Origin of the sequence: Paracoccus onubensis (assembly GCF_003591515.1) — a bacterium.
Taxonomy (GTDB): domain Bacteria; phylum Pseudomonadota; class Alphaproteobacteria; order Rhodobacterales; family Rhodobacteraceae; genus Paracoccus; species Paracoccus onubensis.
Genome location: NZ_QZCG01000002.1, coordinates 281,739 through 307,172 on the forward strand (window position 1 = coordinate 281,739; position 25,434 = coordinate 307,172).

A 25,434-nucleotide genomic window follows, 5' to 3' on the forward strand; every position below is an offset into this window, starting at 1 on the left:
CGTCCCTAGTCGATGAAATCGCCGGCCTGGAAATTGCCCAGGTTGCCAAGGATTTGCCCGATCAGCGAGATCTCGGTCACGCTTGTATCGGTCACGCGACGTGACAACGTGACGACCCGACCCTGCTCGAGTCCGAATCGTTCGACATTGCGGACGATACCTTGCTGATCGAAGGATATCGCCACGACCTCGCGACTGACTTCCTGCGGTTTCTGGGGGCCGAAATGGCGCCAGCGCGAGCCGACATAGTACCAACCCGATCCGGTCAGCAGCCCCTGCGCGGATGGGCGTCCGATAAGCTGTGGCACCTGATCCATCGTGGTTTGGCCCACAACGACCTGCGCCAGGTCAATGTCAGGCGGAACAAAGCCGTGATTGCGATAGACCGGGGAGCAGGCTGCAAGCCCGAGAATGGCCACTAGGCCCAGAATCAAAATCTGCCGTATGGCGGCCATGAATTCGGTTTCCCTTTGCTCGGACTGTTGACGCGGCCCGTCCGCCTTAGCAAACTCGTCACCGACGCTCAAGAATATCCATCATCGTTCGGCATCGCTGTTTCGTATCCTTGTGGATGCCGATCTGCCTGCCGGCCCCCAGAGGACCATTATGACCGCCCCCGAATCTCATCCGCAACGTCTGCGTGTCGCGCATTTGAATCCTCGTGCCGCCACGCCTTTCATTCTGCGTCCAGACGAGGAAACCCGGGCCGCCATCGCAGAGGATCTGGGGCTTCTGCGGCTGACCAGGCTTGAATTTTCCGGGCATGTGCGGGCCGAGGGTGGCGAGTCATGGGGACTGGAAGGTCAATTGTCGGCGCGCGTGGTTCAGCCATGCGTTATTACCCTGAAGCCGGTGAAAACCGATCTTTCGCAGCCCGTGCAACGCCATTATTCGCCGCATTTCCAGTCACCTGAAGGTGAAGAGGTCGAAATGCCGGATGAGACGCAGGAACCATTGGGCCAGTTCATCGACCTGACGGAAGTGATGATCGAGGAACTGACGCTGTCCTTGCCGGATTATCCGCGCGCGCCCGATGCGGAATTGCCGGCAGAGGCGGACGACACCGAAGAGCCTGAAATCCGCAGACCATTCGCCGGTCTGGACAAACTGCTGAAAGGCGATGGGAATCAGGAGTGACGGGATCGTCCCTTTCTGCGCCCTCCGGCGATGAAACCCTCTTGCGAAAGCGTGGGTTTCGCGCCACGATCCGGGCGCACGGCGGCGGATAGAACACATTTCCCGCTCAAGCACCGCTGCAAGGGCTTGCAGGCGCGCCCGTCATGGCGTATCTGCGCGGTTCATTTGCGAATTCAATACACATGGTGCGCTTGCCGCAAGGGCAGGGCACCCAGCTAACCGAGGTTGTGACATGGCTGTCCCTCAGAACCGCGTAACCCGTTCCAAGCGTAACATGCGCCGTGCGCATGATGCTCTGGTTGCGGGAAACCCGAATGAATGCTCGAATTGCGGCGAGTTGAAACGCCCGCATCATGTTTGCTCGTCTTGCGGCCACTATGGTGACCGCGAAGTGATCGCGCAGGCTGACGAAATCGATCTCGACGACGACGCGGCCTGATCGGGGTCGGCTTCGCCATTTGATGACTACCGAACCGAACACATCGGCACCATGCGCCTCTGGAGAAGGGGGAAGCGTGGTGATTTCGGTTGACGCCATGGGGGGCGATCGTGGCCCCGCGGTGGTCGTCGCCGGCATGGCCGAAAGCGCCATGAAGAATCCCGAGATACGGTTTGTCGTGCATGGTGATGAAAGCCAGCTTGGCCGCCTGATCTCTCGGCGCAAGGAATTGGTCGGCCGCTGTGATATCCGCCATGCCGAAGGCGTGGTGAAGATGGACGACAAGCCCAGTCAGATCGTGCGCAAGGGCAGTGATACCTCGATGTGGTCCGCCCTCGAATCGGTTCGCGCCGGAGAAGCGGGGGCCGCTGTGTCCTGCGGCAATACCGGGGCGCTGATGGCGCTGTCGATGTTGCGGCTGCGGAAATTGCCGGGCGTGAACCGCCCGGCGATCGCTTGCCTGTGGCCGTCGCAGAATTCGGGCGGCTTCAATGTCATGCTGGATGTGGGCGCCGATATCCGTGCCGATGCATCTGATCTCCTGAAATACGCGTTGATGGGTGCATCTTATGCCCGCAACGGTCTGGACATTCCCGATCCGCGAATCGGGCTTCTGAATGTCGGCACCGAAGAACATAAGGGCCGGGCAGAACTGAAACATGCCAACGACCTGATCGCCGCCGCCGCCGAGGCGGGGCATTTCCGCTATGTCGGTTTCGTCGAAGGGGGCGATCTTCCGTCCGCGCGCGTCGATGTCATCGTGACTGATGGATTTACGGGCAATATCGCGCTCAAGACCGGGGAAGGCACGGCGAAACTGGTCGGTGAGTTCCTGCGTCAGGCATTCGCCAATTCGATCTTGTCCAAATTCGCGGCTTTATTGGCGATGACCTCGCTCAAGCGTTTGCAGAAAAGAATTGACCCGCGCCGCGTCAATGGCGGGATATTTCTTGGACTGAACGGCACTGTCGTGAAGTCGCACGGCTCTGCCGATGCCACGGGCGTTTCTGCGGCGATCAAGCTGGCATTTCAGTTGACCAAATCCGGTTTTCAGGACCGCTTGGCCGCCCGTGTCGCCCAAAGCGCCGCCACTCTGCCCTTGGGCACGGAATCAGGAGAAGCCACATCGTGACAACAAGGCGCGCGGTCATTACCGGAACAGGACATTATCTGCCCGAAAGAGTGGTCGAGAACAGCTGGTTCGAAGACAAGCTGGACACGTCCGATGAATGGATCCGCACACGCACCGGCATCGAGCGGCGGCATTTCGCGGCAGAAGGAGAGACCACCGGCGATCTGGGAATCCGCGCCGGTCGCGCCGCATTGGACAAGGCGGGATTGAGGCCGGAGGATCTGGACGGAATCGTGCTTGCGACCTCGACACCGGATTTGACCTTTCCGGCAGTGGCGACCATCGTGCAATCCGGACTGGGAATGACCCGAGGCTTTGCCTTTGATGTTCAGGCCGTTTGTGCCGGCTTCGTCTTTGCGCTTGCCAATGCCGACGCCCTGATCCGCTCGGGGCAGGCCGATCGGCTTCTGGTCATCGGCTCGGAAACATTTTCGCGGATCATGGACTGGAGCGATCGCAGTACCTGCGTGTTGTTCGGCGACGGTGCGGGTGCAGTCGTTCTGGAAGCGCAGGAGGGCAAGGGGGATAACAGTGACCGCGGCATCCTTGCCTGCGACATGAACAGTGACGGCCAGTATCGCGAATTGCTGTATGTCGATGGCGGCGTTTCGACGACCGGGACTGCAGGGCAGCTGCGGATGCAGGGCAATCTGGTTTTCCGTCATGCGGTCGAAAAGCTGACCAAGACGGCGCATGCCGCTCTGGACAAGGCCGGTCTGGCCCCGGCGGATGTCGATTGGCTGGTGCCGCATCAGGCCAATCTGCGAATCATTTCGGCCACGGCGCAGAAGATGGGCCTACCGATGGAGAAGGTTGTCCTGACTGTCGCGGATCATGGCAACACCTCGGCCGCTTCGATCCCGCTTGCCCTGTCCGTTGCGAATGACGAGGGCCGGTTCAAACCCGGAGATCTTCTTGTGACCGAAGCCATCGGCGGCGGGTTAAGCTGGGGATCTGCGATCCTTCGCTGGTAGGGAACCCGCCCAGCGAATCGTGGGCCGGGAAACGCGGGGCGTCAGAACGGGGCGGGCAGGCTGAAACTTTGCTGTACTCCGCTATCGGGATGCCTGATGCGCAGGCCCTCGGCATGGAGCATCAATCTTGAAAAATCCGCAGCTTCCCCCGTCGCGTAAAGGGGATCGCCAAGGATGGCATGTCCTGTCTCGGCCATATGCACCCGAAGCTGATGGCTGCGCCCGGTCAATGGAAATAACCGCACCCTGCTTTCATCATCCGAGGCGCGGATGACGCGCCAATCCGTTTGCGCGGGCCGTCCTTCGGTGTGATCGACCTTTTGCCGGGGCCGGTTGGGCCAATCCACGATCAGAGGCAGATCGACCCGGCCGGTTTTCGGCTCCAGCCGCCCATATACGCGGGCGATATAGGTTTTCTTGACCTGCCTTTCCTCGAATTGCTTCGACAGGAATCGCTGTGCATGCGGAGTCAGGCCAAAGATCATCACGCCGGATGTATCCAGATCCAGCCGGTGCACCAGCAGCACGGTCGGAAAGGCGCCGCGCAGCCGCTCGATCAGGCAGTCCGCTTTGTCGGGGCCCCGTCCGGGAACCGAAAGCAGGCCAGAAGGCTTCGCCACGACCAGAATTTCATGATCGGCATGGATAACCTCGGGCGGATCCGAGGGTGGCGCGTAAACAGATATCATTTCGCCACGAGGCGCAGCGCCAGTCCGGCATACATGAATGCCGCGATCCGGTTGACCAGCCCAAGCCGCTTTCCGATCACCTGACCTGCAAGTCCGCCAACGATACCATACCCCATCGTGACGATGGTCCCGGTCACAATGAAGATCAGCCCAAGTCCCAGTATCTGCTGCCAGACCGGCCCCCAGGCCGGATTCGTGAACTGAGGCAGGAATGCCAGCAGGAACAGCACCGGCTTGGGATTCATCGCATTGGACAGAAAGCCCCGACGAATGATGTTCCAGGGCCGCACACTGCCTTTCGCCGAAGGGTCCACTGGCCCCGCGGTCCAGCTTTTCCACGCAAGCCACAGAAGATAGGCGGCACCGACATATTTGATTGCCGTCAAGATGCCGGGATGCGTGGCGACGATTGCCCCCAGCCCGACCGTCGCCATGGTCAGATGCATCAATACGCCCAGACCAACCCCCAGACCGGCCAGTATTCCGGCCTTTGGTCCGCCCTGAATACCGCAGGCGCTGGCGAAGAACACGTCCTGACCGGGTGCGAAATTCAGCACCAGCCCGCCCGCGATGAAGGTCATGAGCTGCGCCAACGGAATATTGGCCAATGTTTCCCAGATCACGGTTGCGCCTCTTGCGGCAGACCATCTGCGATCTCGTAATAGTCCCCCTTGTCGGTCACGAATATATGCCCGGTCAGCTGCAAACCCGTGGGTTCATCCACTGCTCCCGATGCCACGGCCGTCTGGTCCGAGCCGATCATCCGCCAGAACAGACTGCTGCCACATTCCGGACAAAAGCCGCGCTCTGCCTCGTCGGAAGAGCGATACCATCTCACCGGTCCATCGATGGTCAATGTGCGCGCAACCGCACTGGCCCAGAGATGGCCGGACCAGCGACGGCACTGACCGCAATGGCACGCGCTGTATCCGGCGTCATCCCATTGCCCGCGAAAGCGCACGTCTCCGCACAGGCAATGCCCGGTAAATTCAGACCCCATCGAAAACTTCCTCCAATATCTCTGCCAGCCGCGTGGCGTCCTGTTGTCCGAAGGCATCTGCGCGGTTGCTGTCGATATCCAGCACGCCAATCAACCGTCCGCTCTTGCCGGATACCGGCAATACGATTTCCGAGCGGGTCGTGCTGGAGCAGGCGATATGACCCGGAAATGCCTCGACATCAGCGACGATCTGAACCTCGCCGCTGCGTGCCGCCGCACCGCACACCCCGCGCGAGAACGGGATGACAAGGCAGCCATGACCACCCTGATAGGGGCCGATCTTCAGCAGTTCAGGCGCGACAACGCGATAAAATCCGGTCCAGTCGAAACGATCGTCCGAATTGTGGATTTCGCAGGCCAACGTGGCCATAAGCGCAACCTCATCGGTTTCGCCTTGGGTCAGGGCGCGGATTCGTGCGCGTAATGCATCGTAATCAACCATATCATCTCTTTACTCTGGCGAAGCGGCAGCGAGAAGCCCCGCCCGGATATTCCTTGCAGGAAGATGAGAAGAGACCTCGGCAAGCCGATCAATCCGGAAGCGGGATGAACTCGTCCTGATCTTCAGGTGGCAGGTCGAATTGCCCCTGACCCCAGCGGGCCTCGCGCCATTCGCGCTTTGCCTCTTCGATCTTTTCGCGCGAGGATGCGACAAAATTCCACCATATATACCGAGGACCGTTCAGCGTTTCGCCGCCAAGGGCCATCAGCCTTGCACCGCGATCGCCTGCCGCCACGGTGATCTCGTCGCCGGGACGAAAGACCATCATCTGCCCGGCCTCGAATTCCTGTCCGGCGATACGGATCGATCCCTCGGTGATGTAAAGCCCGCGATCTTCGTGATCCTTGGGCAAGGGAAAACGCGCCCGAGCCGCCAGAGTTACGTCGAGATAAAAGCTGTCGGAATACATTTTGGCCGGGGCAGTTTCGCCATAAGCGCGACCCAGGATCAGCCGGGCCTCGATGCCTTCATCGTGAATTTCGGGCAGGGTGCCCTTGCCATGATGCTCGAATGTGGGGGCAATGTCTTCGTGACTTTCCGGCAGCGCGATCCATGTCTGAATTCCGTACAGGCTGTTCGGCCCCTGACGCGCCGTGGCCGAGGTCCGCTCGGAATGGGTGACGCCCTTGCCTGCGACCATCCAGTTCAATTCTCCGGGACGGATGACCTGATCGGCGCCGGTACTGTCGCGATGATGGAAATCGCCACGAAAAAGATAGGTTACGGTGCCCAGCCCGATATGCGGGTGCGGGCGTATATCCACGCCTTGCCCGGTCAGAAATTCGGCGGGTCCGGCCTGATCGAAGAAGATGAACGGCCCGACCATCTGCCGTTTCGGGGCGGGCAGGGCGCGGCGGACCTCGAAATCGCCAAGGTCGCGGGCGCGGGGAACGATCAGGGTCTCGATGGCATCCGGTCCGATCTCGTCCGGGCAGCCGGGGGCCAGTGCGGGGTTCCAACTCATAGGTGCCTCCTTGTGATATTGATCAGAATGGGCCGATTTTCGCGAACGGCCAAGAGGAAACACGTTCTGGATTCGCGAACGCCGGGTTGGCTGTCACGCCGCTGGCAGCGGGCCGGCAGATGGCGCATCTTACACGCAGGCAGAAAGGAGCCCGGGTCATGACCAGCGGTATTCATCATGTGACGGCGATCACCCGCGATGTTCAGGCGAATGTCGATTTCTGGATGGGATTCCTGGGACTTTCGCTGGTCAAGCAAAGCGCGGGTTTCGAGGATGCCGAGCAGTTGCATCTGTTTTACGGCAATGCGGCAGGTGATCCGGGAAGCCTGGTCAGTTTTCTGATCTGGCAGGATGGAGCCGCCGGACGTGTAGGGCATGGACAGGTGGCCGAGATCGCCCTTTCCATTCCGCGCGCTCGGATCGGGGACTGGCTGACCCGCGCCATGCAGCACCAGCTGCCTGTCGAGGGACCTGCCCGCGAATTCGGTGAGCCGGTTCTGCGGCTGAAAGATCCGGACGGGATCATCGTCAAGCTGGTCGGGACGGATGTGCCGGATCAGGGCTGGCCTGACGCGCCGCAGCGGTTGCGCTCGGTCACGTTATGGTCGGAACTGCCCGAACAGACGGTGGCTTTCCTTGGCCGTTTCGGCTATCGGCCCGGGCCGGTGGAAGGAGGCGTCGTAAGGCTGATCTCGGACAGCGACGCCGTCGATATTCGCGATGCTTCGGGCTTTGTCCCAAGCATTCCCGGCAGCGGCGTGATTGATCATGTCGCCTTTCGGATGGCCGACACCGACGCGATCGCGGCGCATCATGCCGAATTGTCGCGCCTGAACAGCGGCGAGGTTACGCTGCATGATCGAAAATATTTCACCTCGCTTTATGTCCGCGAACCCGCCGGTATCCTGATCGAACTGGCGACCGACGGTCCCGGCATGGGCGTGGATGAGGCCCGGTTGGGTGAGACGCTGATGATCCCTCCGCATTTTGCGGGCCGCGCGGATGATCTGCGCGTGTCACTTCCGCAATTCGCCCGTCCGGGCGAGGAAAGGATTCCGATGAGAGAGCTTCCCTTTATCCACCGTATCTACCAGCCCGACACAACGGATGGTTCTGCCCTGATCCTGCTGCCTGGTTCGGGCAGGGATGAGGCCGATCTGATGCCGCTTGCGCATCAGATCGCGCCGGCGGCGCGTTTGCTGGGGGTGCGCGGACGGTCGAACGAAGAGGGTATGCCGCGGTTCTTCCGCCGCATTACCATGACCAGTTTCGATCAGGACGATATCCGTGCCGAGGCGGCCGCTTTCGAGGCGTTCTGGCATGGTGCGATTGCGGCCTATGATCTGGACCCGGAGCGCATGACCGTATTGGGATATTCCAACGGCGCGAATTTCGCGGCGGCGGTGATGGCGCTGCATCCGGGGCTGCTGCGCCGGGCCGTCCTGTTGCGTGCGATGGCCGCGCTGGAGGATTTGCCGGTAAGCAGCATAAGCGGAACACGGGTCTTGACGGTGACCGGTGCACGGGATCCTTATGGGCCATATGCTGCGCGTCTGAATGATTGGCTGAAGGCGAGCGGCGCCGATCTTGACGCGCGCTCGGTTTCCGCGGGCCATGAAATCACGCAGGATGATGTGGCGATTGTACAGGATTGGCTGAAAGGAGAATAGGATGGCGGATATTACCATCACCAAGGAGGACATCGACAACCGGCATGGTCGCTATGTGGCGCATGTCGCGGGAATCGATGCGGAGGCCGAACTGACCTTTACGCGCCGCGGAGAAGGGCGGATCAGTGCCGATCACACCGGCGCCCCCGAAGAACTGCGGGGCACGGGCGCCGCGGGGGCGTTGGTCCGTCATATGGTCGAGGATGCGCGGGCGAACGGCTTTACCATCATTCCGCTATGCTCTTATGTGCAGGCGCAATATGCCAAGCATCCCGAATGGGCCGATCTGTTCACGACTGCGCCGGGTGAAAAGCCGAAAATACCGCAGTAATCGGCACGGCTTGCCATTCCGTTCCACTGCATGTCAGATATCGGTCGGATTGGCGGTAGAAAGCGGCATGACAGACGCTATGGAACAGATTGCGGTCGGAGATGGGGCTGCGGATGTTGCGATGTTGATGGGCGTACTGGAAGCGCATGGCTTCGACCCGGTCGCGACCGACAGGCATTCCGGACTGACGCTCTCGAATCTGTCGCAGGCGATCGGCGGTGTCCGAGTCCTTGTTCGCGCCGGGCAGGCGGGCGAAGCAGGCGAACTCCTGACCGCTCTGGGCATGCCGGTCTGGAGCCGCCCGTCCTGGCGGACGATGGTGTTCTTCGCATTTGCGTGGTGGTTGGCGCATGTGCCGCCACCCGGTCTTGGCAGCGCGCTTGTGCTGCGCCCCAGGACTGGCAATGAGACGCAGCTTGCCGATCCTTGAACCGCAAGGGGGACAACGCCCCCTTTGCCCCGCCGTCACTTCGTGCCAAAACCGGATAACAGCGCGAAAGGATGACCCATGACTTCGACCGGCTTCGGCAAAGGCTGCCATCTTCACCTGATCGATGGATCGGCGTTCATTTTTCGCGCCTATCACGCGCTTCCGCCGCTGACCCGGAAATCCGACGGGCTGCCGATCGGGGCGGTGGCGGGTTTCTGCAATATGCTGTGGAAATATATCAGTGACCAGAACGGCAGCAACGCGCCGACCCATGTCGCGGTGATTTTCGATCATTCCTCGAAAACCTTTCGCAATGATATTTATCCGGAATACAAGGCCAACCGCCCGGAATTGCCCGAGGATCTGCGCCCGCAATTCCCTCTGACCCGTGAGGCGACGCGGGCCTTCAATGTCGCCTGCATCGAGACGGAAGGATTCGAGGCCGATGATATTATCGCGACGCTGGCCTGTCAGGCCCGCGATGCGGGCGGCGCGGTCACGATTGTCAGCAGTGACAAGGATCTGATGCAGCTTGTCGGGCAGGGCGTGAACATGCTGGATCCGATCAAGAACAAGGCCATCGGCCCGGATGAGGTGGCCGAGAAATTTGGTGTCGGGCCCGACCGCGTGGTGGATGTGCAGGCTTTGGCCGGGGATTCGGTCGATAACGTGCCCGGCGCACCAGGAATCGGGGTGAAAACCGCCGCTTTGCTGATCAATGAATACGGAGATCTTGAAGCCCTGCTGGAACGGGCCGAAGAGATCAGGCAGCCCAAGCGCCGGCAGACCCTGATCGATTTTGCCGAGCAGATCCGCATCTCGAAAAAACTGGTGCAACTGGATTGCCAGACACCGCTGGATTTCTCATTGGGAAGTCTGGAGGTGCGCGATCCCGAATCCGAAGCGCTGCTGGACTTCCTGAGCCGGATGGAATTCCGGACCCTGACCGCCCGCGTGGCAGAGAAACTGGGAGTCGAGGCCCCTGCGGTGGTCTCTGCTCCGACAAGCGTCGCCCCGGCCGCGCCGGATTTGCCGGTGATGGGGGCGAATGGCTACCAGACCCTGTCCGACCTTGCCGCCCTTGATGCCTGGATCGACGATATCCGCGAAACCGGGCATGTCGCCATCGACACCGAAACCACCGGGCTTGACGAAATGCAGGCTGGGCTTGTCGGCATCTCGCTTGCCGTTCGCCCGGGCGATGCCTGTTATATCCCGCTGGCCCATGTCGAGGGCGAGGGGGATCTGTTCGGCAGCGGTGACCGGCTGCCGGGACAACTTGAGACCGCCGATGTGCTGTCAGCATTAAAGCCCGTGCTCGAGGATCCGGCGATCCTGAAGATTGGCCAGAACGTCAAATATGACTGGAAGATCCTCGCTCGCCACGGCATCAGCATGACGCCGGTCACGGATACGATGCTGATGTCCTATGCATTGAATGCGGGGACCCATAACCACGGTATGGATGAGTTGGCCGAACGTTATCTTGGCCATAAATGCATCCCTATCAAAGAGCTGATCGGTTCGGGAAAGTCCCAGATCGGTTTTGCGCAGGTCGCCATCGACAAGGCTGCCCCCTATGCCGCCGAGGATGCCGAGGTGACATTGCGCCTGTGGCAGCATTTTGCGCCGCTATTGTCCAGCGAGCGGGTGACGACCGCTTACGAAACGCTGGAGCGTCCGATGATTCCGGTTCTGGCCGATATGGAAATGGCCGGGGTGAAGGTCAATGGCGATACGCTGAAGCGCATGTCGAATGCCTTTGCACAGAAAATGGCGCAACTGGAGGAAGAAATTCACCAGCTTGCGGGCGAAAAATTCAATGTCGGCAGTCCCAAGCAACTGGGTGAAATTCTGTTCGACAAGATGAGCCTGTCGGGCGGCAAGCAGGGCAAGACCGGGGCCTATTCCACCAGTGCCGACGTGTTGGAGGATCTGGCGGCCGAGGGTCATGACCTGCCCGCGCGGATCCTGGACTGGCGGCAGGTGGCCAAGCTGAAATCGACTTATACCGATGCGCTTCAGTCCCATGTGAACCCGGATACGGGCCGGGTCCATACCAGCTACTCCATCGCCGGAGCGCAGACCGGGCGGCTGGCCTCTACCGATCCCAACCTGCAGAATATTCCGGTGCGCAGCGATGAAGGCCGCCGTATCCGCGAGGCATTCGTGGCGACGCCGGGGCATCGTCTGGTCAGTCTGGATTACAGCCAGATCGAATTGAGAATACTCGCCCATGTCGCGGATATTCCGGCGCTGAAACAGGCATTCAGGGACGGGATAGACATTCACGCCATGACCGCCAGCCAGATGTTCCATGTGCCGGTCGAGGGGATGGATCCGATGGTACGCCGTCAGGCCAAAGCGATCAATTTCGGCGTGATTTACGGCATTTCCGGCTATGGCCTGTCGCGCAATCTGCGGATCCCCCGGGCCGAAGCGCAGGCCTTCATCAATACCTATTTCGAACGCTTCCCCGAGATTCGCGTCTATATGGACAAGACCGTGGCGGATGCGAAAGAACATGGTTTCGTTCGCACCCTGTTCGGGCGGCGGATCAATACACCCGGAATCAATGCCTCTGGTCCGGCTGCGGGAGGCGCGCGGCGCGCGGCGATCAATGCGCCGATTCAGGGTGCGGCGGCGGATATCATTCGCCGGGCAATGATACGGATGCATGCGGCGATCCGTCATCTGCCCGCGAAGATGCTGTTGCAGGTTCATGACGAACTGGTTTTCGAGGTCGAGGAAAGCGCCGCGGAAGAACTCATTGCCGCCGCGCGTCAGGTCATGGAAGCTGCTGCCGAACCTGCCGTCAAACTTTCGGTGCCGCTGGTTGTGGATGCGGGTATCGGAGAAAACTGGGCCGAAGCGCATTGACGGGATTGGGTGATGGGACATTCCCACGGGCACGGACATTCGCACGACCATGGGCATGGGCATGGGCATGGGCATCACCATCATCACGGTGACCATGCGATCGGCTGGGCTGTCCTCGTCAATCTGGTTCTGACGGCGGCGCAGATCATCGGAGGATTGCTGGCCGGGTCCACGGCGCTGATCGCGGACGGGGTGCATAACCTTTCCGACGCGCTGGCGCTTGTGCTTGCCTTCGGGGCGCGTCGATTGGCGCGGCGCGATGCTTCGCCCGACATGAGCTTTGGCTGGGGTCGGGCAGAGGTGGTGGCGGCTTTCGTTAATTACCTTGCGCTGATCGCCATCTCGGTCTGGCTGGCCATCGAGGCAATCGGGCGTTTTGCCAATCCACCCGAGGTCGCGGGCGGGTTGGTCATGGGATTGGCGGCATTTGCCTTGATCATCGATCTGGGGACAGCGGCGCTGGTGTACCGGCTGTCCAAGGATAGCGTGAATATCCGGGCGGCATTCATGCATAATCTGGCCGATGCCGCGGTATCGGTGGCGGTGATTATCGGCGGGCTGCTTATCTGGGCCTTTGGCTGGAATCTGGCCGATCCGATCCTGACGCTGGCGATCTCGGGTGCGATCCTGTGGCATATCCTGCCGGATCTTGGGCCCGTGCTCCGTATGCTGATGCTGGGCGCTCCGCCGGGAAGCGATCCGGAAGCCGCGATCGAGGCATTGCGGAATCTGCCCGGGGTGCGCGACGCGCATCACCTGCATTTGTGGCAGATCGATGAGCGGAGGAATGCGGCCTCGGTGCATCTGGTGGTCGAATCCGACGACTACTCCAGGGCGATTCACGCTGCGAAAGACATGCTGCATCGGGATTTCGGTATAGCCCATGCAACGATCGAGGTCGAGCCGCCCGGCGCCTGCGCGGATGAGGTTGCGGCACCCGCGAAGAGTTCTTTGCGATAAACCGCTGGCATCGGGAACCATTAATCACGATCCGGCGTTAACCTGCGTTATCTTACTCACGCCGCTGTGAGCGGCAGGCATCAATCTTGGATGAATCGAGGGGACTATGGGCATTTTCGACAAAATCAAAGGCGCAATCTGGGGCGAAGCCGAAGCGGCAGAAGCCGATCCTGCGGCCCGGCCCGCCACCGAACCCGCTGCCAAGACTCCGGCAGACGCTCCGGCAGACAAGGCACCTGAAGCCGCGAAAGCGCCACAATCATCCGGTGCTGCGGTCGATGTCGCGGCAGTGCTTGACGGAGCGGTGCAAAAATCCGGGCAGACGCTGAACTGGCGGAATTCGATCGTCGATCTGATGAAAGCACTCGGACTGGACAGCAGCCTTGATCACCGCAAGGAGTTGGCGCAGGAACTGGGGTATACCGGCGAACTGAACGGTTCGGCAGAGATGAATACCTGGCTGCACAAGCAGGTGATCCAGAAGCTGAAAGAGAATGGCGGCAAAGTGCCTGCCGATCTCTGAATCCGGACGGATCCGGGTTACAGGGCCGCATCTTCGGGTGCGGCCTTTTTTATGCGATGCCTGATTGCCTGGCGCTTCAGGCCGCCAGTTCGCCGCGCAATGAGTTGGTCGCACTCTCGACGATCCGGACCTGCGCAAGATCGCCGATCTGCACTTCGGCGGTATCCACAAAGACCGAATGCAGATAATCGGATTTTCCGATCATCTGACCGGGGATGCGTCCCGGTTTCTCGAACAGGACACCAAGCGTCCGGCCGATCATATCCTGTTGCGCGGCCTTTTGTTGCCGGGTCAGAAGCGCCTGCAATTCCTGCAAACGGGCGTCTGCGACTTTGCTGTCGATCTCTTCGCGCTCATAGGCGGGGGTGCCGGGGCGAGGCGAGTATTTAAAGCTGAAGGCGGTACCGAAACCGACTTCTTCGATCAGGCGCATTGTGTCGGCATGATCCTGATCGGTTTCGCCGGGGAAGCCGACGATGAAATCGCTGGTCAGCATGATGTCGGGGCGCGCGGCGCGGATTCGCTCGATCAGGCGGAGATATTCCACCGCCGTATGCTTGCGGTTCATCGCCTTGAGGATGCGGTCGCTGCCCGATTGGACCGGCAGATGCAGATAAGGCATCAGCTGCGGCACGTCACGATGCGCCTCGATCAGGTCATCGGCCATGTCATTGGGATGGCTGGTCGTATAGCGGATACGGTCCAGCCCGTCGATTTCGCTCAAAGCCCGGATCAGACGGCCAAAGCCCCATTCGCGGCCATCTTCGCCCGCGCCGTGCCAGCCATTGACATTCTGGCCCAGTAGGGTGATCTCGCGCACGCCGCGCGCCACCAGATCCCGCGCCTCGCCCAGGATACGCTGAACAGGGCGGCTGACCTCGGCGCCGCGCGTATAGGGGACGACGCAGAAGGCGCAGAATTTATCGCAGCCTTCCTGCACAGTCAGAAAAGCGGCAGGGGCGCGGCGGGTGGCGCGGTTTTGCGGCAGATGATCGAATTTATCCTCTTCCGGGAATTCGGTGAGGATCCGGGGCGCTTCACCGCGCAGCATCTGCGGCAGGCGGTGATAGGTCTGCGGTCCGACGACCAGATCGACAATGGGCATCCTGCGCACGATTTCTTCGCCCTCGGCCTGAGCGACGCAGCCCGCCACGCCGATCTTCAGGTCCGGTTTGTCGGCCTTGAGCGGTTTCAGCCGTCCCAGATCGGAATAAAGCTTCTCTGCCGCCTTTTCCCGGATATGGCAGGTATTCAGCAGAACCATGTCGGCCTCGGCCTGATCCTCGGTCAGGACATAACCTTCGCCGCCCATGGCCTCGGCCATGCGTTGGCTGTCGTAAACGTTCATCTGGCAGCCATAGGTCTTGATGAAGAGCTTTTTGGCCGCAGTTACGGTTTCCGGGGCGGTTTTGCTGGCGTTATCACTCATGCCGTGCTGTCCTTGAGGTTCCGGGGCTGATACAGGAAATCATAAGTTTTGGAAAGATGGATGACGAGCGATCTGACCAATGTTCCCAATATCGGCCCTGCCACGGCGCGGGCCCTGATCGCCGCCGGGGTGCCGGATGAGGCGTATCTGCGTGAAATGGGCGCGGATGCGGCCTATCGCGCCTTGCTGTCGAACGGAGAACGACCGCATTTCATCGGCTATTACGTACTGCATATGGGGTTGCAGGGACGGCCGTGGAATGATTGTCGGGGCGATGAGAAGATTGCGCTGCGAGAACGATTTGACGCTTTGGTCAAGGATGTGCGGGGCACAGTTCTGTCGGGCATCGAAGCCGAGCTTGACGCGATCGGATTGCCGCGCGGCAAATGACCGGGGGCAGCGCGCCCCCGGCTTTTTCGTCTGCGTGTTCAGCCTTCGGGGAAGAAGGCGAAGCGGATCACGAACAGCGCGGCCACGATCCATGTCGCCGGATGCACCTGCTGCGCCTTGCCCGTCAGCAGTTTCAGCACCGCATAGCTGATGAAGCCGAAAGCCAGACCATTGGCGATCGAATAGGTGAAGGGCATCGCGATGGCGGTCAACACGGCGGGCGCGGCTTCGGTCACATCGTCGAAATCGACCTCACGCAGTTCCCGCACCATCAGCGTTGCCACGTATAGCAATGCCGGAGCCGTCGCATAGGCAGGCACCGATCCAGCCAGCGGCGCGAAGAACATTGCCAGCAGAAACAGGACCGCGACAACCAAAGCCGTCAGCCCGGTTCTGCCGCCTGCCTGTACGCCCGAGGCGCTTTCGACATAGGCTGTGGTCGAGGATGTCCCCAACACGGAACCGGCCAGAATCGCCGATGAATCCGCCATCAGGGCGCGACCGAGATTCTTGTTCTCATGCGCGGGTTCGTCTTTCATCAACCCGGCGCGTTTTGCCACGCCGATCAATGTGCCAGTGGCATCGAAAACCTCGACAAGGATCATGACGAGGATGACATGGAAGATGCCGAAGCTGAGTGCCCCCATCAGATCCAGCTGAAAGAAGGTCGGTGCGATGGATGGTGGCATGGACATGATGCCGCCGAAGTTCTGCACACCCAGGATGATGGCAACCACGGTGACACCAAGAATCCCGATCAGGATCGAGCCGGGCACTTTCAGGGCATCAAGCGCGGCGATGATGAAGAAACCGATGATGGCAAGAAGCGTCCCGGTCTCGGTCATATTGCCCAACGCGACGAAAGTCGCGTCATTCGCGACGATGATATTTGAGGATTTCATGGCGATAATGGCCAGAAACAGCCCGATGCCCGCCGCGATGCCGCTGCGCATCGAGATCGGAATGCCCGAAATCAGCCAGCTTCGGATACCCGTCACGGTCAGGATCAGAAAGATCACGCCGCTGATGAACACCGCGCCAAGCGCCTCTTGCCATGTGAAGCCCATGGCACCTACGACGGTAAAGGCGAAGAAGGCGTTCAGCCCCATCCCGGGCGCCATGCCGATCGGCCAGTTCGCCAGTAACCCCATGATTGCCGCACCCAGTGCGGCCGCAAGGCAGGTGGCGACGAAGACCGCGTTCCTGTCCATGCCAGTCGAGGACAGGATGTCCGGGTTGACGAAGATGATATAGGCCATCGTCAGGAATGTGGTCAGACCGGCGATCACCTCGGTCCTGACATTGCTGCCATGTTCTGACAGCTTGAAGTAGCGTTCCATGAATTCTCCCTCCGCGCGGCGTTTCTGCCGCCATGCCTTTGCTTAAGGGCATGGCGCCTGCCGTTACAATCTGCCGGAAAGCGGAAGTCTTTCAACGATGAATTGAAACCACCTGCGATCTTTGTCGATTCATTGATACAGAATTCTGGCTTTGCCCGCTTGTCCGGCAGCGGCCGAAGCTGTTTGCTGGGGCCGGAGCAGCAACCGAAGGACAGGCAAGATGCGCTACAGCCGCGACATGCGAGGATATGGCGAAAAAACTCCGGATCCGCAATGGCCCGGCGGCGCGAAGATCGCCGTGCAGATCGTGGTAAATTACGAAGAGGGCGGCGAGAACAGCATCGAGCATGGCGATGCCGCCTCGGAAGGATTCCTGTCCGAGATCGTGGGCGCACAGCCATGGCCCGGCCAGCGTCACTGGAACATGGAGACGATCTATGATTACGGCGCCCGCGCGGGATTCTGGCGGTTGCACCGTATTCTGCGCGACATTCCGGTCACTGTTTACGGCGTGGCGACGGCGCTTCAGCGTAGTCCAGAACAGGCCCGGGCGATGATGGATGCCGGATGGGAAATGGCGACCCATGGCTACAAATGGATCGAATACAAGGATGTGCCCCGCGAAACCGAGGAACAGCATATCGCCGAAGCGATCCGTATTCATACCGAAGTGACGGGCAGCCGCCCGCTGGGCTTCTATCAGGGCCGTGCTTCGGTCAACACGGTTCCGCTGGGCTGCGAAGAGGGCGGTTTTGAGTATCTGGCGGATACCTATGCCGATGAACTACCTTTCTGGCATATTCATAATGGCCGCCCGCAACTGATGGTGCCCTATACGCTGGACGCCAATGACATGCGCTTTGCCAATGGCGGCTTCACCAATGGCGAGGAATTCTTTCTTTATCTGCGCGACGCTTTCGACAATCTTTACCGCGAAGGATGTGAGGGGGCGCCGAAGATGCTGTCCATCGGGCTGCATTGCCGTCTTGCAGGCCGCCCCGCCCGGGCCGAGGCCGTGCGCCGCTTCATCGAACATGCCCGCGCATATGAGGGCGTGTGGTTCGCCACCCGTCTGGATATCGCGCGGCACTGGAAAGAGGTTCACCCTTATCGCGATACGCTGCGACCCTCGCGGATGGAGCGTGAGGATTTCGTCAAGACATTCGGCGGCATCTACGAACACTCGCCTTTCATCGCGGAGCGGGTCTGGGACAGCGAGATGGGTGCGGTCCATGACAGCGCAGAAGGGCTTGCCGCAAGGATGGCGCAGATTTTCCGCTGTGCCTCGGACTCAGAGCGGTTGGGTGTTCTGACCGCTCACCCGGATCTGGCGGGCAAACTGGCTGCCGCCAAACGGCTGACCGCCGAAAGCACCGCCGAGCAGGCAAGCGCCGGGCTGGACGCACTGACCGATGCCGAGCATTCCGAGTTCACCCGGTTGAACGAGCTATATACCGGAAAGCATGGTTTCCCGTTCATCATCGCCGTGCGCGATCACGACAAGGCGGGCATTCTTGCCGCCATGACATCGCGGGTCGAGAACGATACCCCGAATGAGCGTGTGGAGGCCGAACGGCAGGTCATGCGCATCGCTGAATTACGGCTGAAGGAAGTTCTGAAATGAATGATCTGCCCCTCGAAGGAACCCCCTCTGGCAATCCGGCAAAATCGCCGCAAGAGCAATTGGCCGCCCCCTATGCCGGACCGGTTGCCGGCCTGCCGCCGCAGAGCGGTCTGACCACCGACACGGCAGTTTTCACCGATGCCTATGCGATCGTCCCGCGCTCTGTGATGCGCGATATCGTCACCAGCTATCTGCCCGGCTGGACAGGAATGCGCATGTGGGTGCTGGCCCGCCCGCTTTCGGGTTTTGCCGAAACCTTCAGCCAGTATATCGTAGAACTGGCCGAAGGCGGTGGCAGCGATCAGCCCGATGACGATCCCGAGGTGCAGCACGCGCTGTTCGTCACCGGCGGAGAAATCTGCGTGACGATCGACGGCACCGATCACCTGCTGACGCCCGGCGGTTTCGCCTATATCCCTCCGGGCATGCCGTGGCAGGTGCATAACCGTGCGCCCGGCGAGACCGGCTTTCACTGGTGGCGCAAACGCTGGCAGCCCTGCAAGGGCGTCGACCGGCCCGATCCGATCATCGCGCAAGAGCAGGACATCCCGCCCTCGCCCATGCCCGATACCGATGGCGCATGGGCCACGACGCGGTTCATGGATCCGGCCGATCTGCGCCATGACATGCATATCACCGTCGTCACGCTGCAGCCCGGCGGCTCGATCCCCTTCGCCGAGACCCATGTGATGGAACATGGCCTGTTCGTGCTGGAGGGCAAGGCCGTCTATCGCCTGAACCGCGACTGGGCCGAGGTCGGCCCGGGTGATTTCATGTGGCTGCGCGCCTTCTGCCCACAGGCCTGCTATGCGGGCGGGCCGGGCCGGTTCCGCTATCTTCTGTACAAGGACGTCAACCGCCACGCCGCCCTCTGGCGGAACCGCTGAAAGACGCGTTCAGGTGAAAATCTGCCGGGTTTCATCGGCATCGGGTTGCCTGAACGTGTTGGCAACCCGTTTCGAGACGCGGAAATAGGGAATCCAGATGAATAACCCGATTACCGCGCCAGACAGGCTGTAAATCATGGCCGAAGCCTCTGACGGTGTGATCGCGCGGGTTGCGAGATATTCCACCACGGCAACCACCACCCCGAACAGGTAATAGCCGATCATCCAGTTGGGTGTCCGTGAAGAGCGGGTCAGCATGAGATAAAGGCAATATAGTGCCAGCGCGAATGCCAGGAGCCCGATCGCAAGCGAAGCGATCACGGGCAGGCGCAAATACAAGAGTGACGGCTCGTTACCCTGGATGATCGCGCCGATACTGTCCCATTGCATGAATGCCTGAAACAGATTGAAGCCGGTCGACGCCGCTGCCGCAACAAGACCCAGAAGCGGCAATATCAGCCATCCTCCGATACCCGAGGGGCCGTTCGGATCGTATGTCGGGGGCATGAGATAACCTCGCGCTCGTGATCTTTATCGGGAATATTCCAGATTATTTGACGGATGGTAAATATCTTTACGGATTCTGGTTAGAAAATCCGGCAGGATCGACGCTATCCCTTGGTCGCGTTGACCGGGGGTGTCTTCGTTCTTGCGCGTATCCGGGCCTCGCGCCAAGTGATATAGGTGATGGCGCCGATCATCAGTCCGCCGCCCAGAATGACCCATTCGTCCAGCGGTTCATGGAAGATGAACACACCGACCATGCTTGCCCAGATCAGTTGCAGGAAGGTCACCGGCTGCGTCACGGTCATCGGTGCGGCGGCGAAAGCGCGGGTCATGGTGTAATGCCCGCATGTCCCGAACAGGGCAACCAGCCCCAGCCAGCCAAGCTGGCCGAATGTCGGCGGCACCCAGACGATGATTGTCAGCGGAATAAGCCCGATCATGCAGGTCAGTGACAACATCGCCACAACCGCCACCGGAGAGATCATGTCCGTCAGGCGTTTGGCCAGCAGATAAGAGCCACCGAACATCACGGCGGCGCCCAGTTGCGACAGATGCCCGGGATCCAGCTCGCGAATTCCCGGACGCAGCACGATGACCGCACCCAGCAAGGCGACGCCGATGGCGGCAATGCGACGGATCGCGAGTTTTTCGCCCAGGAAAAGCGCCGCGCCGACAGTCACCATGATCGGGTTGAGAAAGCCGATTGCGGTTACTTCTGCGACGGTTATCCGCGCCATGGCATAAAACCACGCGATCACCGCCAGGACATGCAATAGACCCCGCAAGGCGAAAAGCCGCCAGAGGCTGGCGGAAAATCCCTGCCTCAGGGCGGGTAACAGCGCGGGAAGCAGGAAAGCCGTACCATAGACGAAACGGATGAATGCCGCCTGAGGTGCGGGCAGCGCGCCCTCCAGACCGCGCACGATGGTATTGACGGCGACGAAACAAAAACCGGTCAACAGCATCCAGCCAATGCCGATCGCATCCCGGCGTGTTTCAAGGTCGATTTGCATGATCTGCAACTTTGCGTTTTCGACAGGAATTGCAAGGTAAATTTATGCGCTCTTCTGCTGCGTCGCGATGTCGGGGCGCATGTTGTGGCGGATATGCCGAAGCCCTTATTTGGCGCGGCGCGATTTGTTTTGTCGCTCAGGCACTGACATTCGCCACGCGACGACATAGATTTCCGGCATGAGCACATCGTTCACCCTGACCACCCATGCCGCTATTGCCGAAATCCCGGCTGAAACCTGGGATCGGCTGGGCGGAAGCAACCCGTTTACGACGCATCGATTCCTCGACGCTCTTGAGCGTTCGGGCTCCGTCGGGCCCGGCACAGGCTGGCAGCCTTTGCATCTGACCGTCGAATGCGCGGGTGAGATTGTCGGGGCTGCGCCTCTTTACGCAAAGTCGCATAGCCAGGGCGAATATATCTTCGACCACGCATGGGCACAGGCCTATATGCGCGCGGGCGGGCGATATTATCCCAAGCTGCAATGCGCCAGCCCCTTTACTCCGGTCAGCGGTCCGCGCCTGCTGTCCCCTGATCCCGAGGTGAAGCGGGCGCTTCTGGCGGGCATGATGCAGATTGCAGAGCGCGCGGGATGTTCCGGCGTGCACGTAACCTTCTGCGACGAGGATGAGGTGGCCTTGGGGGAAACTGCAGGCTATCTGCCACGCGTCACCCAGCAGTTTCACTGGTTCAATCGCGGCTATGCCAGTTTTGACGCGTTTCTGGCGGAGCTGTCATCGCGGAAGCGAAAAGCGATCCGCAAGGAACGGGCACGGGCGCAGGCATTCGGCGGAGATATCGTCCAACTGACCGGGGATCGGCTTGAACCGCGCCACTGGGATGCTTTCTGGAACTTCTATCAGGACACGGGCAGCCGCAAATGGGGGGAGCCCTATCTGACCCGTGCCTTTTTCGATCATATCCAGGACAGCATGCGGGACGATGTGCTGCTTGTTCTTGCCGAGCGGGACGGAGAACCTATTGCCGGGGCACTGAACTTCATCGGTCCCGACGCGATTTACGGCCGCTACTGGGGCTGTGTCGAGGATCACGCCTTCCTGCATTTCGAACTGTGTTATCATCAGGCCATCGACTACGCGATCCAGCATGGCCTCGCCCGCGTCGAGGCAGGGGCGCAAGGCGAGCATAAGCTGGCGCGGGGCTATCTTCCCGCCGAAATCCATTCATTGCACTGGCTGCGCGAGGAAGGCTTTCTGCGTGCAGTGGCCAGCTATCTCGATCAGGAGCGCGAAGCGATGGGTGAAGAAATCGAATTGCTGACGGATTGGGGGCCATTCCGGAAGAACGGCTAGCGGGTGCCGTTCTGACCGAAAATATCGCCGAATGGGTGTGATCTGGTGGCTATCGGGCTCTTCCTCCCGGTGGTCAGCCATATTGCGCCTTTTCTTCTTCACCCCCATATCCGGAGGATCCGGGGCAGCGCCCTGACTTCACCCGATTGGATTCATACCCATTCCCAAGGCCGTGTATGCTCGCCAAGGCGCCGCGCCACTTCGGCCTCATCCACGGTATCGCCGCGCTTCAGGCGTGCGACGAGGCCGCGCTTCTTGTCGTCGATCACTTCGGCAACGCTGGCTCCGGTGCCGTCCAGAACTTCGTTATAGATCCGGATGATCGCAAGTTTCCTGAGGTCGGGCTTGAAGATCTTTCCGACCGCCGTCTTGGGAAGTTCAGGCAGGATTTCGATATATTTCGGGATCGCGGCACGTTCGTGGATATGTGTGCGCGCATGTTGCATGAGTTCCTCGACCGTTACCGTGCTGCCGGAAACCAGTTCGACATAGGCGCATGGCAGCTCACCCGCGAAACTGTCGGGCTGGCCGATCGCACCGGCAAAGGCAACATCGGGATGGCTTAGCAATCCGTCCTCCAACTCGGCCGGGTCGATGTTATGCCCGCCGCGAATGATCAGGTCCTTGGCCCGTCCGGTGATCCACAGATAACCATCCGGATCGATCCGCCCCAGATCGCCGGTGCGCAGATAGATATCCTCGGTGAAGAGCCCGTGGTTCTTGTCGGCCTCGGTATAGGTCGAGCCGGGGATGACGCCGGGATTGGCGATGCAGATCTCGCCCACCTCGTCAGTGGCGCATTCATGCACATTGCCCGCATCGTCATGGTTCAGGATGCGGACATGGGTATAGGGCAGGGGAATCCCGACAGAGCCGACCTTCTTCAGCCCATCCACGGGATTGCAACTGACCAGACAGGTCGCCTCGGTCAGCCCGTAACCTTCGGCGATCTCGACCCCGGTGGCCTGCCGGAAGCGGTTATAAAGCTCCAGCGGCAACGGGGCAGAACCCGAGATCGCGGTTTTCAGGGACGAGACATCTGCATCCACCTTGCGCTGCATTAGGGCCGAAATGGCCGTTGGCACGGTGATCAGGAAGGTGCAATGCCAGCGTTCGATCAGTTTCCAGAAATTGTCGAACACGCCCTCGCCACGATACCCCGCCGGCGTCGGCATGACCACATGCGCACCAGAGGCGATGCAGGACATCAGGACCGGATAGGCGGCGAAGACATGGAACATCGGCAGCGGGCACATCAGCACATCGGTTTCATCGAATAACAGCGTGCCGCCCAGCCAGCCGTTATAGATCATGCCGGAATATTTATGCTGCGCCAGCTTGGGCATGCCGGTGGTGCCACCGGTATGAAAATAGGCGGCGACCCGGTCCTGCTGAACATCCTCGAAACGCAAGGCGGTGCCGTCCTGCTTGTTGGCTGCTTCATTGAAATCCAGAATCTGCGCTTTGTGGACGGCCGTGACCTTTGGTCGGATCAAGGGGACGATAAAGCGTTTCAGCCCGGTCAGATGCCGGTTCAGATCCACCTCGAGGACATGAGTGATATTCGGCGCCTGCGCGACCGCCTCGGCGGCTTTCTGGGCGATGTCGGTCTTGGGGAAGGCTTTCAGCGTAACCAGCACCTTGGCATTGGTTTCCCGCAGGATACCGGCAATCTGCTCGGGATCGAGAAGCGGATTGATCGGATTGACGATCCCCGCCGTCGCCCCGGCCACCAGGATCACCGGTGTCTCGGTACTGTTCGGCAGAAGATAGGCGACCGTGTCACCCGGCCCGACGCCCAGGCTGCGGAACAGATTCGCGGTCTGGGTGACGCGGGTGAGAAACTCGCGCCAGCTCAGCGTCGTGGCGTGATCATTGGCGCCCGAAAGAAGCTGAAAGCTGAGGGCGGGACGGGATGGAAAACGATGTGCGGTGTCTTTCAGAAACCCGTATAATGTTACAGGCAGATCCCGTCTGTCGAACGGCATTTCGGCTTCGACACGGTCGCGGTCTTCATAGCTGCTGAATCGGCCCATCGTTTTCCCCTCCTTCAAAGCCCACTGGGGGGCTTTGCTCATTGATTGTCAGAATGGGATAAACCGATGATCATCGGCAAGGGTTTACTCGGAAGACCCCATCGGAACGCCACGTCAAATCCCGGGAAACCAGTCATCTGTCACGCCTAGGGGCGATTTTCGTCGATGCCGAAGGGCGCAGCGCGCCGGTTTGCGCAGCCGGGCGTTTTATGAGATTGCCCCTTCAGGAAGGCAATTGCCCTTGATCACCGGGGCTGGAGAATTCCCATGTTCGAACCCTATCTGTTTCATTGGAACCTTGTTCGCGACGGAAAGCCAATCGTTACCCCGTCCGCTGATTTGCTTCCGGTGCTGTGGCGCGACAAGCCAGCCATGCTCAAACTGACCTCCAACGAGGACGCTCAGCGCGGTGCCATCCTGTTGGAATGGTGGGGTGGGGAAGGCGCGGTTAAGATCCTTGCAAGGGACCACGCGGCCCTGCTTATGGAGCGGGCCAACGGGACGCGATCCTTGGCAGATATGGCCCGCACCGGATATGATGACGAAGCCTGCCGCATTCTATGCGCGACCGCCGCAGGGCTACATACCACCCGTTCCGGGGTTCTTCCCGATCTGGTGTCTTTGGAATACTGGTTCCGCGACCTTGAACCTGCCGCCGTGAAATATGGCGGGATCCTTGCTCGCTGTGCGGAAACCGCCCGATCGCTGCTTGCCGAGCCGCGCGAGTGCGGGGTTCTTCACGGCGATCTGCACCATGACAATGTGCTTGATTTCGGGGCGCGTGGCTGGCTTGCCATTGATCCCCACGGCCTGTTTGGCGAGCGCGGTTTCGACTTCGCGAACATCTTCACCAATCCAGACCTGAGTGATCCTTGCCGTCCCGTCGCGCGTGAACCGGGCTGCTTCGCCCGCCGCCTGAACGTGGTTGCCGAAGCGGCAAGGCTGGACCGGCTGCGCCTGCTGCAATGGATCCTTGCATGGACCGGATTGTCCGCCGCCTGGTACCTGAACGATGATGATCCCATGGCAAAGATCGATCTGGATGTCGCGGAATTGGCGGCTGCAGAGCTTGATCGATAATTTGCAAAGGAACGCGACATGCCTGCGAAGACAGCTGGCGGTAATGGGCTCTTCGCATCGATTACGGCAATAAGTGTCAGATGTCAGAGATTTTTGACTTACGGAACGAGGTATTGTTGTGCTTGTCGGGCGGAACCGTCAGGCATTTCCACTCCATCGGCCAGCTAAAACTGACCCACTGGGAC

The 25,434-nt window shown here is 60.4% G+C and carries 26 protein-coding genes; 15 read left to right on the top strand and 11 right to left on the bottom strand.

Annotation, left to right across the window (positions count from 1 at the left end; all coding sequences use genetic code 11):
- Positions 1 to 5: 5 nt before the first annotated feature.
- Positions 6 to 455, bottom strand: a complete 450-nt coding sequence (locus D3P04_RS03930; RefSeq protein WP_119746150.1) for an outer membrane protein assembly factor BamE — start codon at positions 453 to 455, stop codon at positions 6 to 8.
- Between the two features lie 151 nt (positions 456 to 606).
- Here D3P04_RS03930 and D3P04_RS03935 point away from each other — a divergent pair, with 151 nt between their 5' ends.
- The 4 genes from D3P04_RS03935 to D3P04_RS03950 all read left to right on the top strand — a co-directional run bounded on the left by D3P04_RS03935 (position 607) and on the right by D3P04_RS03950 (position 3,682).
- Positions 607 to 1,137 (top strand): YceD family protein, encoded by a 531-nt coding sequence (locus tag D3P04_RS03935; protein ID WP_119746152.1) that lies wholly within the window; start codon positions 607 to 609, stop codon positions 1,135 to 1,137.
- 232 nt (positions 1,138 to 1,369) lie between these two features.
- Positions 1,370 to 1,576 (top strand): 50S ribosomal protein L32, encoded by a 207-nt coding sequence (gene rpmF / locus D3P04_RS03940; RefSeq protein WP_119746154.1) that lies wholly within the window; start codon positions 1,370 to 1,372, stop codon positions 1,574 to 1,576.
- A 22-nt stretch (positions 1,577 to 1,598) separates the two neighbouring features.
- Positions 1,599 to 2,708 (top strand): phosphate acyltransferase PlsX, encoded by a 1,110-nt coding sequence (gene plsX, locus D3P04_RS03945; RefSeq protein WP_119746156.1) that lies wholly within the window; start codon positions 1,599 to 1,601, stop codon positions 2,706 to 2,708.
- Positions 2,705 to 3,682 carry a beta-ketoacyl-ACP synthase III gene (locus D3P04_RS03950; protein WP_119746158.1) on the top strand — a complete coding sequence of 326 codons (978 nt, stop codon included), beginning with the start codon at positions 2,705 to 2,707 and terminating at the stop codon, positions 3,680 to 3,682. The genes plsX and D3P04_RS03950 overlap by 4 nt, the downstream gene beginning before the upstream one ends.
- Before the next feature lie 41 nt (positions 3,683 to 3,723).
- Here the strand turns inward: D3P04_RS03950 and D3P04_RS03955 are convergent, their stop codons facing one another.
- From D3P04_RS03955 to D3P04_RS03975, 5 genes are all read right to left on the bottom strand, one after another.
- The gene (locus D3P04_RS03955; protein WP_119746160.1) at positions 3,724 to 4,371 is read right to left on the bottom strand and encodes a pseudouridine synthase; all 648 of its coding nucleotides are present in this window, start codon (positions 4,369 to 4,371) and stop codon (positions 3,724 to 3,726) included.
- Positions 4,368 to 4,994 carry a LysE family translocator gene (locus tag D3P04_RS03960; protein ID WP_119746162.1) on the bottom strand — a complete coding sequence of 209 codons (627 nt, stop codon included), beginning with the start codon at positions 4,992 to 4,994 and terminating at the stop codon, positions 4,368 to 4,370. The genes D3P04_RS03955 and D3P04_RS03960 overlap by 4 nt, the downstream gene beginning before the upstream one ends.
- Positions 4,991 to 5,371 (bottom strand): GFA family protein, encoded by a 381-nt coding sequence (locus D3P04_RS03965; RefSeq protein ID WP_119746164.1) that lies wholly within the window; start codon positions 5,369 to 5,371, stop codon positions 4,991 to 4,993. Before D3P04_RS03965 ends, D3P04_RS03960 begins: the two co-directional genes overlap by 4 nt.
- The gene (locus D3P04_RS03970; protein WP_119746166.1) at positions 5,361 to 5,813 is read right to left on the bottom strand and encodes a GAF domain-containing protein; all 453 of its coding nucleotides are present in this window, start codon (positions 5,811 to 5,813) and stop codon (positions 5,361 to 5,363) included. Before D3P04_RS03970 ends, D3P04_RS03965 begins: the two co-directional genes overlap by 11 nt.
- An 88-nt stretch (positions 5,814 to 5,901) precedes the next feature.
- The gene (locus tag D3P04_RS03975) at positions 5,902 to 6,837 is read right to left on the bottom strand and encodes a pirin family protein (protein ID WP_119746167.1); all 936 of its coding nucleotides are present in this window, start codon (positions 6,835 to 6,837) and stop codon (positions 5,902 to 5,904) included.
- A gap of 158 nt (positions 6,838 to 6,995) precedes the next feature.
- On the opposite strand from D3P04_RS03975, the gene D3P04_RS03980 reads away from it, so the two are divergent.
- The 6 genes from D3P04_RS03980 (at position 6,996) to D3P04_RS04005 (ending at position 13,631) form a co-directional block, all read left to right on the top strand.
- Entirely contained in the window at positions 6,996 to 8,507 is a 1,512-nt protein-coding gene (locus D3P04_RS03980; protein WP_119746517.1) for a VOC family protein, read from the top strand.
- A 1-nt stretch (position 8,508) separates the two neighbouring features.
- Complete coding sequence (locus D3P04_RS03985; protein WP_119746169.1) at positions 8,509 to 8,838, top strand: GNAT family N-acetyltransferase; 330 nt, start codon at positions 8,509 to 8,511, stop codon at positions 8,836 to 8,838.
- Between the two features lie 67 nt (positions 8,839 to 8,905).
- Complete coding sequence (locus D3P04_RS03990) at positions 8,906 to 9,268, top strand: putative signal transducing protein (RefSeq protein ID WP_147391880.1); 363 nt, start codon at positions 8,906 to 8,908, stop codon at positions 9,266 to 9,268.
- A 78-nt stretch (positions 9,269 to 9,346) separates the two neighbouring features.
- Complete coding sequence (gene polA, locus D3P04_RS03995; protein ID WP_119746172.1) at positions 9,347 to 12,148, top strand: DNA polymerase I; 2,802 nt, start codon at positions 9,347 to 9,349, stop codon at positions 12,146 to 12,148.
- A gap of 12 nt (positions 12,149 to 12,160) precedes the next feature.
- Positions 12,161 to 13,108 carry a cation diffusion facilitator family transporter gene (locus D3P04_RS04000; protein ID WP_119746174.1) on the top strand — a complete coding sequence of 316 codons (948 nt, stop codon included), beginning with the start codon at positions 12,161 to 12,163 and terminating at the stop codon, positions 13,106 to 13,108.
- Positions 13,109 to 13,214: 106 nt separating this feature from the next.
- Complete coding sequence (locus tag D3P04_RS04005) at positions 13,215 to 13,631, top strand: DUF3597 domain-containing protein (RefSeq protein WP_119746176.1); 417 nt, start codon at positions 13,215 to 13,217, stop codon at positions 13,629 to 13,631.
- A gap of 76 nt (positions 13,632 to 13,707) precedes the next feature.
- On the opposite strand, the gene miaB is transcribed toward D3P04_RS04005, so the two are convergent.
- Entirely contained in the window at positions 13,708 to 15,060 is a 1,353-nt protein-coding gene (miaB, locus tag D3P04_RS04010) for a tRNA (N6-isopentenyl adenosine(37)-C2)-methylthiotransferase MiaB (RefSeq protein ID WP_119746178.1), read from the bottom strand.
- Positions 15,061 to 15,120: 60 nt separating this feature from the next.
- Here miaB and D3P04_RS04015 point away from each other — a divergent pair, with 60 nt between their 5' ends.
- On the top strand, positions 15,121 to 15,450 hold the full coding sequence (locus tag D3P04_RS04015; RefSeq protein ID WP_119746180.1) for a TfoX/Sxy family protein: 330 nt from the start codon (positions 15,121 to 15,123) through the stop codon (positions 15,448 to 15,450).
- Positions 15,451 to 15,488: 38 nt separating this feature from the next.
- Here D3P04_RS04015 and D3P04_RS04020 read toward each other — a convergent pair whose 3' ends face one another.
- Complete coding sequence (locus D3P04_RS04020) at positions 15,489 to 16,790, bottom strand: NCS2 family permease (RefSeq protein WP_119746182.1); 1,302 nt, start codon at positions 16,788 to 16,790, stop codon at positions 15,489 to 15,491.
- Positions 16,791 to 17,010: 220 nt separating this feature from the next.
- Here D3P04_RS04020 and puuE point away from each other — a divergent pair, with 220 nt between their 5' ends.
- Entirely contained in the window at positions 17,011 to 18,414 is a 1,404-nt protein-coding gene (gene puuE / locus D3P04_RS04025) for an allantoinase PuuE (RefSeq protein WP_119746184.1), read from the top strand.
- 59 nt (positions 18,415 to 18,473) lie between these two features.
- Positions 18,474 to 19,301 (top strand): bifunctional allantoicase/(S)-ureidoglycine aminohydrolase, encoded by an 828-nt coding sequence (locus D3P04_RS04030; RefSeq protein WP_408634354.1) that lies wholly within the window; start codon positions 18,474 to 18,476, stop codon positions 19,299 to 19,301.
- Between the two features lie 9 nt (positions 19,302 to 19,310).
- Here D3P04_RS04030 and D3P04_RS04035 read toward each other — a convergent pair whose 3' ends face one another.
- Positions 19,311 to 19,808, bottom strand: a complete 498-nt coding sequence (locus tag D3P04_RS04035) for a DUF2569 domain-containing protein (protein ID WP_119746188.1) — start codon at positions 19,806 to 19,808, stop codon at positions 19,311 to 19,313.
- A 104-nt stretch (positions 19,809 to 19,912) separates the two neighbouring features.
- A complete protein-coding gene (locus D3P04_RS04040; RefSeq protein WP_232844875.1) occupies positions 19,913 to 20,821 on the bottom strand; it encodes a DMT family transporter in 909 nt (302 codons plus the stop codon).
- Positions 20,822 to 20,999: 178 nt separating this feature from the next.
- On the opposite strand from D3P04_RS04040, the gene D3P04_RS04045 reads away from it, so the two are divergent.
- Complete coding sequence (locus D3P04_RS04045; RefSeq protein WP_119746190.1) at positions 21,000 to 22,133, top strand: GNAT family N-acetyltransferase; 1,134 nt, start codon at positions 21,000 to 21,002, stop codon at positions 22,131 to 22,133.
- A gap of 152 nt (positions 22,134 to 22,285) precedes the next feature.
- Here the strand turns inward: D3P04_RS04045 and D3P04_RS04050 are convergent, their stop codons facing one another.
- Entirely contained in the window at positions 22,286 to 24,169 is a 1,884-nt protein-coding gene (locus tag D3P04_RS04050) for an acyl-CoA synthetase (protein WP_119746192.1), read from the bottom strand.
- Between the two features lie 267 nt (positions 24,170 to 24,436).
- On the opposite strand from D3P04_RS04050, the gene D3P04_RS04055 reads away from it, so the two are divergent.
- Complete coding sequence (locus D3P04_RS04055; RefSeq protein WP_119746194.1) at positions 24,437 to 25,249, top strand: aminoglycoside phosphotransferase family protein; 813 nt, start codon at positions 24,437 to 24,439, stop codon at positions 25,247 to 25,249.
- Positions 25,250 to 25,434: the final 185 nt, after the last annotated feature.

Excerpts from the sequence above, each read along its gene's own strand:
- puuE (WP_119746184.1), top strand. The coding sequence starts at position 17,011 with ATGCGCTACAGCCGCGACATGCGAGGATATGGCGAAAAAACTCCGGAT.
- D3P04_RS04000 (WP_119746174.1), top strand. The coding sequence starts at position 12,161 with ATGGGACATTCCCACGGGCACGGACATTCGCACGACCATGGGCATGGG.
- D3P04_RS04015 (WP_119746180.1), top strand. The coding sequence starts at position 15,121 with ATGACGAGCGATCTGACCAATGTTCCCAATATCGGCCCTGCCACGGCG.
- D3P04_RS04005 (WP_119746176.1), top strand. The coding sequence starts at position 13,215 with ATGGGCATTTTCGACAAAATCAAAGGCGCAATCTGGGGCGAAGCCGAA.
- D3P04_RS03985 (WP_119746169.1), top strand. The coding sequence starts at position 8,509 with ATGGCGGATATTACCATCACCAAGGAGGACATCGACAACCGGCATGGT.
- polA (WP_119746172.1), top strand. The coding sequence starts at position 9,347 with ATGACTTCGACCGGCTTCGGCAAAGGCTGCCATCTTCACCTGATCGAT.
- D3P04_RS03970 (WP_119746166.1), bottom strand. The coding sequence starts at position 5,813 with ATGGTTGATTACGATGCATTACGCGCACGAATCCGCGCCCTGACCCAA.
- D3P04_RS03965 (WP_119746164.1), bottom strand. The coding sequence starts at position 5,371 with ATGGGGTCTGAATTTACCGGGCATTGCCTGTGCGGAGACGTGCGCTTT.
- D3P04_RS03980 (WP_119746517.1), top strand. The coding sequence starts at position 6,996 with ATGACCAGCGGTATTCATCATGTGACGGCGATCACCCGCGATGTTCAG.
- D3P04_RS04050 (WP_119746192.1), bottom strand. The coding sequence starts at position 24,169 with ATGGGCCGATTCAGCAGCTATGAAGACCGCGACCGTGTCGAAGCCGAA.
- D3P04_RS04040 (WP_232844875.1), bottom strand. The coding sequence starts at position 20,821 with ATGCAAATCGACCTTGAAACACGCCGGGATGCGATCGGCATTGGCTGG.
- rpmF (WP_119746154.1), top strand. The coding sequence starts at position 1,370 with ATGGCTGTCCCTCAGAACCGCGTAACCCGTTCCAAGCGTAACATGCGC.
- D3P04_RS03990 (WP_147391880.1), top strand. The coding sequence starts at position 8,906 with ATGACAGACGCTATGGAACAGATTGCGGTCGGAGATGGGGCTGCGGAT.
- D3P04_RS03935 (WP_119746152.1), top strand. The coding sequence starts at position 607 with ATGACCGCCCCCGAATCTCATCCGCAACGTCTGCGTGTCGCGCATTTG.
- D3P04_RS04055 (WP_119746194.1), top strand. The coding sequence starts at position 24,437 with ATGTTCGAACCCTATCTGTTTCATTGGAACCTTGTTCGCGACGGAAAG.
- D3P04_RS04020 (WP_119746182.1), bottom strand. The coding sequence starts at position 16,790 with ATGGAACGCTACTTCAAGCTGTCAGAACATGGCAGCAATGTCAGGACC.
- D3P04_RS03955 (WP_119746160.1), bottom strand. The coding sequence starts at position 4,371 with ATGATATCTGTTTACGCGCCACCCTCGGATCCGCCCGAGGTTATCCAT.
- miaB (WP_119746178.1), bottom strand. The coding sequence starts at position 15,060 with ATGAGTGATAACGCCAGCAAAACCGCCCCGGAAACCGTAACTGCGGCC.
- D3P04_RS04035 (WP_119746188.1), bottom strand. The coding sequence starts at position 19,808 with ATGCCCCCGACATACGATCCGAACGGCCCCTCGGGTATCGGAGGATGG.
- D3P04_RS04045 (WP_119746190.1), top strand. The coding sequence starts at position 21,000 with ATGAGCACATCGTTCACCCTGACCACCCATGCCGCTATTGCCGAAATC.
- D3P04_RS03975 (WP_119746167.1), bottom strand. The coding sequence starts at position 6,837 with ATGAGTTGGAACCCCGCACTGGCCCCCGGCTGCCCGGACGAGATCGGA.
- plsX (WP_119746156.1), top strand. The coding sequence starts at position 1,599 with ATGACTACCGAACCGAACACATCGGCACCATGCGCCTCTGGAGAAGGG.
- D3P04_RS03930 (WP_119746150.1), bottom strand. The coding sequence starts at position 455 with ATGGCCGCCATACGGCAGATTTTGATTCTGGGCCTAGTGGCCATTCTC.